Source organism: Streptomyces sp. NPDC059718 (assembly GCF_042733315.1).
Classification (GTDB): Bacteria; Actinomycetota; Actinomycetes; order Streptomycetales; family Streptomycetaceae; genus Actinacidiphila.
The window spans coordinates 42269-54171 of record NZ_JBHWGA010000012.1 but is presented as its reverse complement, the minus strand read 5'-3'; the positions used below and the strand labels follow the sequence as shown (position 1 = coordinate 54171).

The 11903-nt window shown below is 73.7% G+C and carries 11 protein-coding genes and 1 tRNA gene; 4 read left to right on the top strand and 8 right to left on the bottom strand.

Features of this window, described 5'->3' with window-relative positions:
• Nucleotides 1-60 precede the first annotated feature (60 nt).
• Together ACFV3E_RS15920 and ACFV3E_RS15915 are read left to right on the top strand one after the other, a co-directional pair.
• Nucleotides 61-1311, top strand: coding sequence for a M6 family metalloprotease domain-containing protein (locus tag ACFV3E_RS15920; protein ID WP_500535305.1), 1251 nt, complete (start codon nt 61-63; stop codon nt 1309-1311).
• 4 nt (nt 1312-1315) lie between these two features.
• Nucleotides 1316-2548: a M6 family metalloprotease domain-containing protein gene (locus tag ACFV3E_RS15915; protein WP_500535210.1), complete on the top strand. Its 1233-nt coding sequence runs from the start codon at nt 1316-1318 to the stop codon at nt 2546-2548.
• Between the two features lie 72 nt (nt 2549-2620).
• On the opposite strand, the gene ACFV3E_RS15910 is transcribed toward ACFV3E_RS15915, so the two are convergent.
• The 7 genes from ACFV3E_RS15910 to ACFV3E_RS15880 all read right to left on the bottom strand — a co-directional run bounded on the left by ACFV3E_RS15910 (nt 2621) and on the right by ACFV3E_RS15880 (nt 8786).
• A tRNA-Lys gene (locus tag ACFV3E_RS15910) sits at nt 2621-2693 on the bottom strand.
• A gap of 53 nt (nt 2694-2746) precedes the next feature.
• Nucleotides 2747-3295: a bifunctional DNA primase/polymerase gene (locus ACFV3E_RS15905; RefSeq protein ID WP_500535209.1), complete on the bottom strand. Its 549-nt coding sequence runs from the start codon at nt 3293-3295 to the stop codon at nt 2747-2749.
• Between the two features lie 112 nt (nt 3296-3407).
• A complete protein-coding gene (locus ACFV3E_RS15900; protein ID WP_499512035.1) occupies nt 3408-3779 on the bottom strand; it encodes a DUF8844 domain-containing protein in 372 nt (123 codons plus the stop codon).
• Between the two features lie 77 nt (nt 3780-3856).
• The gene (locus ACFV3E_RS15895; RefSeq protein WP_500535208.1) at nt 3857-5182 is read right to left on the bottom strand and encodes an AAA domain-containing protein; all 1326 of its coding nucleotides are present in this window, start codon (nt 5180-5182) and stop codon (nt 3857-3859) included.
• Nucleotides 5179-6738 (bottom strand): hypothetical protein, encoded by a 1560-nt coding sequence (locus ACFV3E_RS15890; protein ID WP_500535207.1) that lies wholly within the window; start codon nt 6736-6738, stop codon nt 5179-5181. The genes ACFV3E_RS15895 and ACFV3E_RS15890 overlap by 4 nt, the downstream gene beginning before the upstream one ends.
• On the bottom strand, nt 6729-7823 hold the full coding sequence (locus ACFV3E_RS15885; RefSeq protein ID WP_500535206.1) for a hypothetical protein: 1095 nt from the start codon (nt 7821-7823) through the stop codon (nt 6729-6731). The genes ACFV3E_RS15890 and ACFV3E_RS15885 overlap by 10 nt, the downstream gene beginning before the upstream one ends.
• Before the next feature lie 78 nt (nt 7824-7901).
• Nucleotides 7902-8786, bottom strand: a complete 885-nt coding sequence (locus tag ACFV3E_RS15880; RefSeq protein WP_500535205.1) for a phosphatase PAP2 family protein — start codon at nt 8784-8786, stop codon at nt 7902-7904.
• Nucleotides 8787-9046: 260 nt separating this feature from the next.
• Here ACFV3E_RS15880 and ACFV3E_RS15875 point away from each other — a divergent pair, with 260 nt between their 5' ends.
• Complete coding sequence (locus ACFV3E_RS15875) at nt 9047-9730, top strand: TetR/AcrR family transcriptional regulator (protein WP_500369298.1); 684 nt, start codon at nt 9047-9049, stop codon at nt 9728-9730.
• Nucleotides 9731-9824: 94 nt separating this feature from the next.
• On the opposite strand, the gene ACFV3E_RS15870 is transcribed toward ACFV3E_RS15875, so the two are convergent.
• Nucleotides 9825-11321, bottom strand: a complete 1497-nt coding sequence (locus ACFV3E_RS15870; protein WP_500535204.1) for a cellulose binding domain-containing protein — start codon at nt 11319-11321, stop codon at nt 9825-9827.
• Between the two features lie 335 nt (nt 11322-11656).
• On the opposite strand from ACFV3E_RS15870, the gene ACFV3E_RS15865 reads away from it, so the two are divergent.
• On the top strand, nt 11657-11896 hold the full coding sequence (locus tag ACFV3E_RS15865) for a hypothetical protein (protein ID WP_500535203.1): 240 nt from the start codon (nt 11657-11659) through the stop codon (nt 11894-11896).
• Nucleotides 11897-11903 lie beyond the last annotated feature (7 nt).

The following is an 11903-nucleotide window of genomic DNA, read 5'->3' as shown; positions in this document are numbered from 1 at the left end:
TAGCAAACCGTAGCAGCGTGATGTGGGTGTCCCGACCCCGTACGGGAGGTCCACGTGCCGCTGTCAGGGCTACCCATACGTGCGCATCGGCGCTTCCGCCGGAGCGTCCGCGGGCATGCCCCCGATGGGCTCCGGGCGGCCATCGCCGCCGTCAGCGTCTTCGCGGCCGTCGTCGCGTGGACGCTGGTCACCGGCCCCGCGGCCGGGGGCTCCGACTCCTCGCTGTGCGCCCTGCCGCGGACCCGGGCGCACCACTCCGAGGGCGTCAGCGCCTGGAACGCCGCCTACCCGCGGGCCCGTGGCGACGTTGACGCCCTGATGGTGTTCCTGGCGTTCCCCGACGCCGTCCCCACCATCAGTCCCGGCGAACTGGCGGCCGATCACTTCCCGGCCACCACCGACTTCTTCGCCCGGGCCTCGTACGGCACCTTCCGGCTGCGGCCGCGCATCCTGCCGCACTGGCTGCGCATGCCCGCGGCGTCCACCGCGTACGGCATCGGCCGGGACTGGAGCCCCGACCTGCGCGCCCGCTACCTGCGGGACGCCGTGGTGGCGGCCGACGGGGAGGTGGACTTCTCCCGGTACGGGATCGTCTACCTGGTGGCCGACCCCGACGCGCCCGGTGTCGACCCGGACGCCACCAAGGTGGTCAACCTGGGCAGACCGGTCCGTGTAGACGGTACGGACCTGCACCGCTTCGTCACCGTCTTCGAGGGCCACCCGCCGGACGTCAACGTGCTCGCCCACGAGACCGGGCACGCCTTCGACCTGCCCGACCTCTACTACCGGCCGCCCCTGGGCAGCAACGCCGACTGGGACACCCACGTCGGCGACTGGGACCTCATGGGCAGTCAGTTCGGGCTGGCCCCGGACTTCTTCGCCTGGCACAAGTGGAAGCTGGGCTGGCTCGGGCGCTCGCAGGTCCGCTGCGTCACCGAGGGCGGCACCCACACCTTCCGCCTGAGCCCCGTCGAGCAGCGCGGCGGCACCAAGCTGCTGGTGCTGCCCGCCGGCGTGGACGGTGCCGTCGCCATCGAGGCCCGCGCCGCCCTCGGAAACGACCGCCTGACCTGCGGCCAGGGCGTCCTGATGTACCGCGTCCGGGCCGACGTGTCGTCAGGTGACGGCCCTGTCGACGTCATCGACGGCCACCCGGGCAGCGGCGACTGCTGGGAGTCCTCGGTGTACCCGCCGCTCGCCGACGCGCCGCTGCGGAGCGGGGAGACGTACGCCCTCGGCCGCTCGGCGCACGTCCACGTGGCGGACCGCCACTCCGACGGGTCCTGGACCGTCCAGGTCACCCAGGGCTGAGCCGATGCGCGGACCCCGGGCGCTCGCGGTCCTGGCATCGGTGCTCCTCTTCGCGGCCGGCAGCACCGCCGCCACCGAGGGCGCACCCGCCGCGGCCCCGCCGGCCGACCGTCCCTGCGCGCTGCGCGCCGCGGCGGGCGTCACGATGTCCGAGGGGTTCGGGGGCGCGGACGGCCGCGAGTTCGCCCGCGCCACCGGCGAGGTGCGGGCGCTCACGCTGCTCGTCGACTTCCCGGACAAGCCCGCCCCGTACAGCGCCGCCGAGCGCTACCGCGAGTTCTTCCCCGCCGTGCGGCACTGGTTCTACCGCGCCTCGTACGGGAAGCTGCGCTACGTCTCCACGCCGGTGCTGCGCTACATCCGCATGCCGAAGCCCTTCACGTCGTACGGGATAGGGCGCGGCTACGGCTGGCGCACGCACACGGCCATGATGCGGGACCTGCTGCGCGTCGCCGACCGGAAGATCGACTTCTCCGGGTACGACCTGGTCAACGTCCTCGTCACGCCCAACGCCGGGCCGCCCGCCGAACAGGCCGTCCTCTCGGTGACCTGGACCGGCGCCTCGGCCGCCACCACCGACGACGGCACGAGCCTGGACCGGGTCTCCCTGGTCTACGGCCACGACCAGTCCGGCGCGCGGGTGCTCAGCCACGAGAACGGCCATGCCTTCGGGCTGCCCGACCTGTACTCCGTCGAGGACTTCGGGCACACCGACACCCTCGCGGGCCAGTGGGACGGCATGTCCCTGGACTGGGGGCTGCAGGGCGACCTCTTCGCCTGGCACAAGTGGCGCCTGGGCTGGCTCGACGACTGGCAGGTCGTCTGCGTCCGCGACCCGGGCGCCCGCTCGGTGCACCTCACGCCGGTCGAGGTGCCCGGCGGCCGCAAGGTGGCCGTCATCCCCCTCGGCCGGACCCGCGCGTACGTCATCGAGGCGCGCGCCGCCCGCGGCAACGACAGCGAGGCCTGCCGCGAAGGGGTGCTGATCTACCAGGTGCGCACCGACGTCGACTCGGGCCACGGACCCGTCACCGTCGAGGACGCCCATCCGCGCACCACCGCCTGCGAGTACAGCAGCGCCACCTTCAACGCGCTCAACGACGCGCCGTTCTCCTCCGGCGGGCGCTTCACCGACCGCGGCCGCGGCCTCACCGTCGACGTCCTCGGCCGGGACCCGGACGACGAGGGCTGGACCGTGCGGATCACCACCTCGCGCCCCCTGTGGGACGGCCCCTAGGGCCACGGCCCCGACATGACGAAAGGCGCCCTCCCGATGGGAGAGCGCCCAGGTCAACGGCTGTGCCGTGAGTGCGCCGCCAGGGACTCGAACCCCGAACCCGCTGATTAAGAGTCAGCTGCTCTGCCAGTTGAGCTAGCGGCGCTCGCTGACGTCGTAGAGATTAGCATCCGCTTGCGGGCGGGTGAAAATCGATAATCAACCGGCTTCCGCGCGGGTCGCCCGGACGCAGGCCCACAGCAGGACGTCGGCCCCGGGGAGCCAGGGGCGGCGGGTGTCGGGGGCGACCAGCCAGCGGGAGCGCCCGTGGCCGGTGTCGCCGTACGGCGGGGGCAGCGCCACCGAGTCCCCCTCGCCGTGGCAGAGCACGGGCGGCACCGTCAGCCCCCACTCCTCCCAGGTCAGCAGCCCGGGGAGGCGTGCGGCGGTGCCCGGCTCGGCGAGCAGCAGCACCCTGCCGCGGAGCGTGGCGGCCGGGCCTGAGCCGGGGCCCGAGGACCACAGCTGCTCCAGGACCCGGCGTCCGAACAGGGCCGGCAGGTTCACCGCGTCGAAGGCCGTCCCGCAGGGCAGCACGCTGGGCGCCGTGGGCCGTGCGGACCACAGCGCCCGCACGCTGCGCGGGAAGGCGCTGGCGGAGGCCAGCCAGTCGGCCCCGTCGGGGGTGGGGTACTGCGCGTACGGATATGGGTGGGAGGCGGACTCCGGCACGCCCCCCGGCCATGTGTGCCACTGCCAATCACTCATGACCCATACAACTACCGTGAGTGAACGTTTCACTACGCGACATCGTCCGAAGGCCGGACACGCCCGCCATGTGTCGGGTACCTTGCCCCGAACGCATATGCCAGGTGCGTCGTCAGGACAGCGCTGCGTCCCCGCCCCGCATCAGGCCCTCGCCGAACTCGATCATCCGCTTGGCGTAGTCCTCCGACCAGCCCGCCTGCGCGCCGATGGCGGCGGGGGTCAGCCGGTCGAAACGCTTGGGGTCGGCGAGCTGGGCCGCTGCTATGGCCTGGAACTCCGTCGCCCGGTCCGCGGCCGCGCGGAAGGCGAGCGTGAGCTCCGTGGAACGGGCCAGCAGCTCCCGGGGGTCCTCGATGGACTCCAGGTCGAAGAAGTGCTCCTCGTCCTCGGCCAGGGCGGCGGGCTCGAACAGCAGCTGCGCGGGTTTCAGGCGCGGGGCGGGCTGCTTGCCCGCCGCGCTGTGAGCCGACTGCGGCTCGGACATGAACGTACCTCCAGGATCGTCAGCGCCTTCCATTGTCCCGCCCCGCGCAAGAGTGCCCCGGGCGGACGGCCGGCGCGCTACGGCCGCCAGGCCACGCGGTGCTCGGACAGGTGGGCGAGCACGGCGTGGTTGGCCTCCCAGCCGTCCGGGAACTTCACGGTCACCCCGAGCTGGACCGGCTCCGTCGAGGGGTGCTCGTCCAGCAGCTCCGAGACCCCGGCGCGGCACACCACGATGCACGCGTGCCGGTGGCGCGAGGCCAGCACGCACAGCCGCCCCGTCTCCAGGTGGAACGCGGTGGCGTCGGGACGCCCCGACAACGGGTGGAGCACCACGGTGACGTCGAACTCGCGGCCCTGCAGCCGGTTGGCGGTGTCCACGGTGACCCCGGTCACGCCCAGGTCCGCCAGCGCCGCGCGGACCGCCGCCGCCTGGTCGCGGTGGGCGGTGCCCACGGCGATCCGGTCCGGGCCCACCGGGGCGGTGCCCCGCTCGGAGACCGCCACGCCGCCGCGGTCCAGCAGCCGCCGGACGACCAGCGCGACCGCGCGCACCGCCTCGGGGTCGGTCCGCGGGGTGCGCCGCGCGGGCAGCTCCAGCAGGCCCCAGCCGGACGCCGCGGCCTCGTCCACCACCCGGTCCGGGCCCGAGCCGTCACCGGGCACGCCGAAGAAGAGCCGCCGGTCACCGTGGTCGGTGCCGCTGCGGAACGGGGTGTACGGGTAGAAGGCGTCGGAGACCAGCGGCGCGGCGGAGGCCGGCAGCCGCCAGGAGACCGGCAGCCGGTGCTGCGGCAGCCCCGGGTTGTGGGCCAGCAGGGTGACCACCGCGCTCGCCGACGGGTCGTAGCTCAGCCCCGCCCACTGCTCGGCGCCGACCACGCTGAACGGATCCAGCTGACCCGGGTCGCCGACGAACAGCGCCCGCTCGAACAACCCCGCCACCTGCAGCAGCGCGTCCGAGCGCATCTGGTAGGCCTCGTCGACGATGGCGTGCCGCCAGGGCTCCGTGTCCTTCACGAAGGCCCACTTCGCGGCGGTCGCGATCACCACGTTGGCCCCGGCGAGGTCGGCCGCCTTGCTCGACTTGAGCACGGCCTCGTGGCGGTCGAGCACCGGGTCCGGGGGCGAGTCGCTGCCGTGCAGCCGGCCGATCGGCAGTCCGGGTTCGGCGCTGGCCAGCCGGTCCACCAGGTCGTCCACCTGGGCGTTCGTCTGGGCGACCACCATCAGGGTCTCGCCCGCCGCGACCAGCTCACGGGCGGCGCGCACGACCAGCGTGGACTTGCCCGCGCCGGGCGGCGAGTCCACCACGACGCCGCGGTGCGTCCCGTGCAGGGTGTCGTGCAGGATCCGCTCGGTCGCGGTGCCGGCCGCCCGGGCGGCGTCGCTCACCGGGCTCACAGATAGTCCTCCGTGGTCGCGGGGTCAGGGCTCTCGGCGACGGCGGCCGCGGTCGTGCCCGCGGTCGTGTCGGCGGTCACGCTCGCGGCCGCGGTGCCCGGGGGCCCGCCGTGCGTCCACGGGGTGTCCTCGGGCTCCGGCAGCCCGGCGCCGCCACGCGGCGCGTGCTCGAACAACGTCCAGCACACCTCGTCCCCTTCCTCCGGCACCGTGCCGGGCTCGGGGACCTTGCCGCGGCCCATGCCGTTCACCACCCGCAGGAGCACCGCACCGGGTCCGGCCCACTCCACGAACTGCGCCTGCTGCGTACGGCCGTCCGGCAGCGCGCGGTACAGCTTCGCGTCCTCGTCCAGATGCGGCCGGTCCTGTGTGAGGACCGTCACCAGTGGGCGCGGCTTGGGCACCTTGCCCTCGCTCATCGCCATCTCCACCCGGTCCACCCGGCCCGCGAAGGCCTCCCCGGCCAGTCGCCGCCCGGCCATCACCAGCGGGTCGTCCAGCGCTTCCTGGGCCTCCAGCCGCACCTGGGCGGTCTCCCGGCCGGCGAGCTTCTGCGCCGCCGACACGGCGTCGTCACGGCGGGGCTGCGGCGGCTCCCCGGCGCGCACGCGGTCCCGGTGGGAGGTGTACGACCAGCGGTCGCGTTTCCAGCGGTCCGCGACGCGGGCGCCCTCGGGCAGCTCGCGCAGCAGGTCCAGTGACCGCCACACCGCGTCCCAGGTGGGGCGCATCTGGCCGGCCAGCAGGCGGGCGATGTCCTCGCCGGCCCCGGTGGTCCCGGCGTCGTAGCGGGCGGTGGCCGGGGCGAGCACGGTGTTGTCGAAGACCGGGTCCGTCGCGGGGCCGGCCGGGGGGAACGTCAGCAGGCCGTCCGGGCCGCGGTGGGACTCGGCGCGGCGGGCCGCCTCCATGCCCGTCATGCCGTCGGTGGCTTCGATCCAAGCCAGCAGGGCGCCCAGGTGCTGGTCCTCGAGGTTGCTCTGGCCGGTCGCCCAGTGCCGGCTGAGCAGTTCGGTGGCGGACAGCAGCAGCGCGGAGCCGGGGGTGCGGGCGCGTTCCCCGTAGTGGGTGAGCCAGCGGCCGAGCAGCGGCACCCGGGCCGGGACCGGGTGCGGCTCGTCGGGGTCGTCCTCGGCGGTGCGGCGGAAGCGGGTGGAGCGGCCGAGCAGGCGCACGTACTCCACCGCGGGGGTGTTCGCGACCACGATCTGGGGTGCGTCGGCGCAGACCTCCGACTCCTCCCGGTTGCGGGTCGCCGGCTCGGTCTCCGTGTCGTCCGCGTAGGACTCCAGGTAGGGCAGCACGACCTGCGCCAGCTCGGCCAGGAAGGCGAAGCGCAGATCGCGGTCGCGCGGCTGCGGCACCGCCAGCAGCCGGGGCTCGTCCCGGTCCGTGCCGACCAGGGCGCCCAGCGGGGCGCCGACCTCGCCCGCGGTGGTCAGCGGGACGAGGACCAGCGGCCGGTCCGACAGATGGCGGTGGCGCACCGTCGCGAGCGGGGTCGCCCGGCCGGTCGCCATGGCCTCCGCGCGGGCCAGCACCGAGATCAGCGACATCCCAGCGCCTCCGCCCGCAGGGCCTGCGCCCGCCGCAGCGCGGCGACCGCGGGATCCGCCGGATCGCCCTCGGTGCCCAGCGCGGCCGCCAGCACCTGCTCCACTTCGGTCAGGGCGCCCAGTTCACCGCGCACGCCGCGGCCGAGGACCTCCACCGCGCCGCAGGCCCGGGCCTGGTCGCGGCAGTGGAACGACAGCTCGCAACTGGCCAGGCACTCGGGCGCGTACGCCGCGGGCAGCCGGTCCACCGCATCGGAGAGCTCCGCGGCGGGGCGGGTCGCCGTCCGTCCGTCGTCGGTGAGCCGCAGGTCGAAGGTCGTGCCCTCGGGGAGGGCGGCGGCGATCTCCTCGATCCGGGTCAGCCGGGCCAGCTGCCGCCGGGTGACGGCCAGTTGCTTGCGCACGTCGACGAACTCGGCGGCGGGCAGGTTGGAGAAGTCCTTGGGGCACACCAGCAGCACCCGGTGCTCCGGCGTGCCGAACCCCAGCCGCTCCAGCGCCAGGACGTACACCGCGGCCTGGCGGGCCGCCGCGCCGACCTTCACGGCGTCCGCGGAACCGTCCAGGATCGGGAAGGACTTGACCTCCACCACCGTCCACGAGCCGTCCGGCCGCACGGCGATGGCGTCCGGTTCGAGGTAGACCGGGGCGTCGGCGACCTCGAGCACGAGCAGGGGGTGGTCGAGCAGCGTCCACCGGCCCGCCGCGGTCGCCTCCTTGAGCGCGAGGCGGGTACGGGCCACCCGGCCCTCGGGGCCCGGGGCGGACAGATCGGGCAGCACGGCGTCCGCGGTCTCGGGCGCGCCCAGCAGGCGCAGCAGCTCGGCGCACCCAGCGGCCTTCACCCGGGCCTCGAAGGCATGGCCCCGTACGAACGCGAACTGCGACTGCCCGAAGGGCGCGGGGTTGCCCAGGACGCGCGCCACCGCCGCCTTGTCCACCCCGGCGGCGTCCAGCAGCGCCCGGCGGCGGCACCCGGGGTTCGCGGCGAGCGCCGCCAGGGCGCGCGCGTCCATCGGGCGCGGCACGGTCGTCGGACCGCGCAACGCGGCCAGCCGCTCTCGCAGATCGTGCGTAGTGCTCACCCGGGCAAGTCTCGCACCCCCCACCGACAACGCGGGCCACAATGCGGAGGCCGCGGGTCCGCGGCCTCCGCCGGAGCGTCAGCGCCGCGGTTCGACCGCGGTTCCCGGCAGGAACCCCACGTCCGCCGGGGCGACGTCGCGGGAGGTCGCGACGACGGTGGAGGAGGCGGGCCGCGGCGTCGCGAACCGGGTGCGCGCCCCGTCGCGTACGAGGTCCACCACACGCAGCGCGGGCCGCGCCAGCAGGAAGCCGATCCCCATCACGGCGATCCCGGCGAGGGCGTCCAGCAGGTAGTGGTTGGCGGTGCCCATGACCACGAGGGTGGTGCCGAGGGGGTAGAGGACGCCCAGCGCGCGGACGAAGGGAGTGCGTCCGTGGCGCCAGAGCATGATGCCGCACCACAGGGACCAGCCGACGTGCAGGCTCGGCATGGCCGCGTACTGGTTGGTCATCCCGCCCAGCCCGCGCGGCGCGCTCGCCTCCGCGCCCCACCAGCCGTACGAACCGTACTGCGCCATGGTGTCGACGAAGCCGTGGCCGGCGGCCAGCAGCCGCGGCGGCGCGGTGGGCATGAGCGTGAAGCCGATCAGCCCGACGAGGGTGGACATCAGCAGCCATGTGCGCGCGAAGCGGTAGACGGTCGGCCGCCGGCGCCACAGCCAGACCAGCACCAGCGGGGTGACCAGGTAGTGGAGCGAGGCGTACCAGAAGTCGGCGGGAACACCGAGCGACCGGTAGCGGCTGAAGAGGGAGTTGAGCGAGCGCTCGGGGTCGATGCTGAGCGCGCGTTCCAGGTGGAGTATGGCGATGCCGTGGTCGACTGCCCGGCCCACGTCGCCGCGTACGAGGAGGCGGCCCGCGGTGTAGAAGCCGTAGACCACCGCGATCAGCGGCAGCTCGGTCCACCAGCGGAGCCCGCCCCGGTAGGCGGACGCCCGTGGGGCGGTGGTGCTCATCGTCATCCGGCCGTTCTCCCCCCATCTCTCCCTGTGAGAGTCGCTTCGATCTACCGTACGGCGTACGCTAGGCAACCCGGGCAGCGCCCCCGACTATTCCCTTCACCACCGATTCGTCCTGGATTCACGGAGCTGTGCTCGGGAAGACGTGCGAAAAGACGCCCCGCTTCCTCCCCGGGTTGCCCGGGAACGCGGGAGAATCAAGGAAACCGCTCAACCTTCCGACCGCTCGCGCACGATTCCCCCCGACCGGACACGCATCCCTCATGACTGTCACCCCGCCGGCCCGCTCCCCACGGCGCCGCGTCCCCCGCAACACCCTCAACCCGGACCGCATCCTCGACGCCGCGGTCGGGCTCCTCGACCGCCACGGGCCCGAGGCCTTCACCATGCGCGCGCTCGCCCAGGAGCTCGGCGTCGCGACCATGGCCGTCTACTCCCACTTCAAGGGCAAGGACGAGATCATCGACGCGGTCAACGAACGGCTGCTCGCCGAGATCGAGATGCCCCCCGGCTCCGGCGTGCCGCGCGAGCAGCTTATTGAACTCTGTGTCGGTGTGTACCGGCTTTTCAGTGAGCATCCCTCCGCGCTCCAACTGCTGACGAGCCGCCCGCTCCGCGGCGACGAGGCCATCGCCGTCATCGACCGGATGCTCTGCCTGCTGATCACGGCGGGACTGGACCCGCCCGCCGCCGCGCGCGCCCAGGTGGCGCTGATGCAGTACACGGTCGGCGCCGCGCTGTGGGTGGTGCGGCGCAAACGCGCGGAGTGCGAGGAGGCCGAGGCCGGGCTGCGCGAGAGGATCCGCAGCCGGCTCGCCGACCTGCCGCCGGACAGCTATCCCTCGCTCGTGGGGCTGGCCCCCGAACTCGTCGCGGCCCAGCAGTCCGGCCGCGCGCAGTACGAGGCCGGGCTGTCCGCGCTGCTGGACGGTCTGCTCCGCTCCTGAGCCCGGCGCACACGGGAGCGCCCCGGCCGGGGCGGGGTGCTGAACTGCCGGCCGGGGCGCCCGTGTGGGGGGAGGGGGATGGTCGCGTGCGGCCTCAGCCGCCGTAGGCCGCGAGGGCCTTGGAGAAGGCGCCCGCCTCCTGGAGGATCGAACTGCACGTCGCGTCGGCGACGTTCCTGGCACCCCCGGGGCACTGCTTGTCCCGTGTGCCCGACCACATCGACAGCCAGCCCAGGCCCTTGGACCGGGCGAAGGTCACCAGCTGCGTCGCGTCGTCGACCCTGAAGACCTCCGTGGTGACGTCGTTCACGCCGATCATCGGGGTGACCGCGACGGTCCTCCAGGCCGCGGCCTCCGACAGCCCCAGCACGCCCTTGAGCTGTCCCTGGGTGGCGGTGGCGGCGTCGATCGCGTAGCCGCCCATGTCGCCGCTGAAGGAGGCGCCGTAGTCCATCGCCATGATGTTGACCGCGGTGATCCGCACACCGCGGGACCTGGCGTCCGCCAGCAGGCCGACACCGTCCTGGGTGAGGCCGGTCGGCATCACCGGCAGGGTGTAGGAGACCTCCAGGCCGCTGTGGCCCGCCTGGAGCTGCGAGATGGCCTGCGCCCGGCGGGTGTTGGCGGCCGTGTCGGCGATGGCGCCGCCCTCGACGTCGAAGTCCACCTTGGTGAGCTTGTAGGTGTCGACGACCTTGGCGTACGCCGCGGTCAGCGCGGAGACGGAGGAGCAGGTCGTCGCCAGCTCCGAGCCGGACGCGCCGCCGAAGGAGACCCGGACGTCACCGCCCGCCCTGCGCAGGTCGCCGATCTGGGCCGCGACGCCGTCGTTCGCCAGGTCGCTGACCCCTCCCCACTTGGGCGTGCAGCCGCCGCCGTCGGTGACGAAGGCCAGGTTGTACTGCTTGACGCCGGTCGCCCGGGAGTGGGCGAGCAGGTCGAAGGCCGGGTAGAGCGAGGTGTCGACGTACGGCGCGAAGCCGGCGGAGGACGGCGAGCCGGTGCCCGAGGTCGGGCTCGGGGTCGCGGTCGGGGTCGCGGTGGCCGTGGGCGAGGAGGTCTTCGTGGGGGTGGCGGTCGGCGTCCTGGTGGGGGTGACGGTCGCCGTCGGGCTCGCGCCGGCGGTGGGGCGCCCGCTGGGGGAGGCGGTCACGCCGTCGTCGACGGAGCACTTCACGTCGTTGATCCGGCAGTTGACCGGGTCGCCCGCCTTCGCGGCGGACTTCGTCACGAAGCCGACCTCGGCCGTCTTCCCCGCGGCGATGTCCTTGTTCCAGCTCGCGGGGCGCACCGTCACGTGCTGCCCCGACACCGTGTAGGTGGCGTTCCAGAGCGAGCTGATGCTCGTGCCCGCGGGCAGGTCGAACTTCAGCGTCCAGTCGGACAGCGTCGCGTTCGAGGAATTGGCGATCTCGTACCGGCCCGTGTACCCGGTGCTCCAGTCGCTGGTCTTGCTGTACGCGGCACCGACGGTGGCGGCCTGGGCCGAGCCCGCGAGCGCGAAGGCCCCGGCCGCGACGACCGCGCCCGCGGTCACGCCCCCGAGGAGGGCGACCTTGCGGGTGGGACGACGACGATGTGAGTTCCTCATGAGGCGGCACGCTAGCGATGCCGATTCGGACAAATGCCCAGAGTCGTGCGGGCGTTCGACTTCTTATGGCGCGCTTAAGGGAGCCATCGGGGCCGGTTAAAGGTTCAGACCTCTGCGGGCGGCGCGGTGCTGCTCGCGGCCGGCCGGCCGGTCCCCGGCGCCCGGGGGGCCGGCGGCCTTTGTCAAGCCCCGAAATCCAGGGGCATGACGCGGGGCGCCGGGCCGGGGTTAATGGAGGCATGGGTTGACGCAGAGCCGGAAATCCGAAGTGAAATTCCGGCCAGGACCGTTCCCGTATTTCCCTCCCCGCAATTCCTCACGCAAGGAGAATCCCGATGACTCGCACACGACGTCTGGTCATCCTCACCGCTTCCGCCGCCCTGGCCGCGGGAGGTGCCCTGATCCCCACCACGGCGTTCGCCGCCCCGGCGTCGGCGCAGGCCGGCTCCGTGGTGACGCAGACCTCCCAGCAGCGGGCCGGCGCCGTCAGCGGCTACGTCAGCGACGACTACTGCTATTCCGGGGAGGACGCATACTATTACTATTACGAGGCCTGCGACATTTACTGGGGCTGACCCGGAC

What these genes read in the sequence shown, in the direction of transcription:
- ACFV3E_RS15915 (WP_500535210.1), top strand. Translation starts at nt 1,316, where the DNA reads ATGCGCGGACCCCGGGCGCTCGCGGTCCTGGCATCGGTGCTCCTCTTC.
- ACFV3E_RS15905 (WP_500535209.1), bottom strand. Translation starts at nt 3,295, where the DNA reads ATGAGTGATTGGCAGTGGCACACATGGCCGGGGGGCGTGCCGGAGTCC.
- ACFV3E_RS15900 (WP_499512035.1), bottom strand. Translation starts at nt 3,779, where the DNA reads ATGTCCGAGCCGCAGTCGGCTCACAGCGCGGCGGGCAAGCAGCCCGCC.
- ACFV3E_RS15890 (WP_500535207.1), bottom strand. Translation starts at nt 6,738, where the DNA reads ATGTCGCTGATCTCGGTGCTGGCCCGCGCGGAGGCCATGGCGACCGGC.
- ACFV3E_RS15880 (WP_500535205.1), bottom strand. Translation starts at nt 8,786, where the DNA reads ATGACGATGAGCACCACCGCCCCACGGGCGTCCGCCTACCGGGGCGGG.
- ACFV3E_RS15875 (WP_500369298.1), top strand. Translation starts at nt 9,047, where the DNA reads ATGACTGTCACCCCGCCGGCCCGCTCCCCACGGCGCCGCGTCCCCCGC.
- ACFV3E_RS15870 (WP_500535204.1), bottom strand. Translation starts at nt 11,321, where the DNA reads ATGAGGAACTCACATCGTCGTCGTCCCACCCGCAAGGTCGCCCTCCTC.
- ACFV3E_RS15865 (WP_500535203.1), top strand. Translation starts at nt 11,657, where the DNA reads ATGACTCGCACACGACGTCTGGTCATCCTCACCGCTTCCGCCGCCCTG.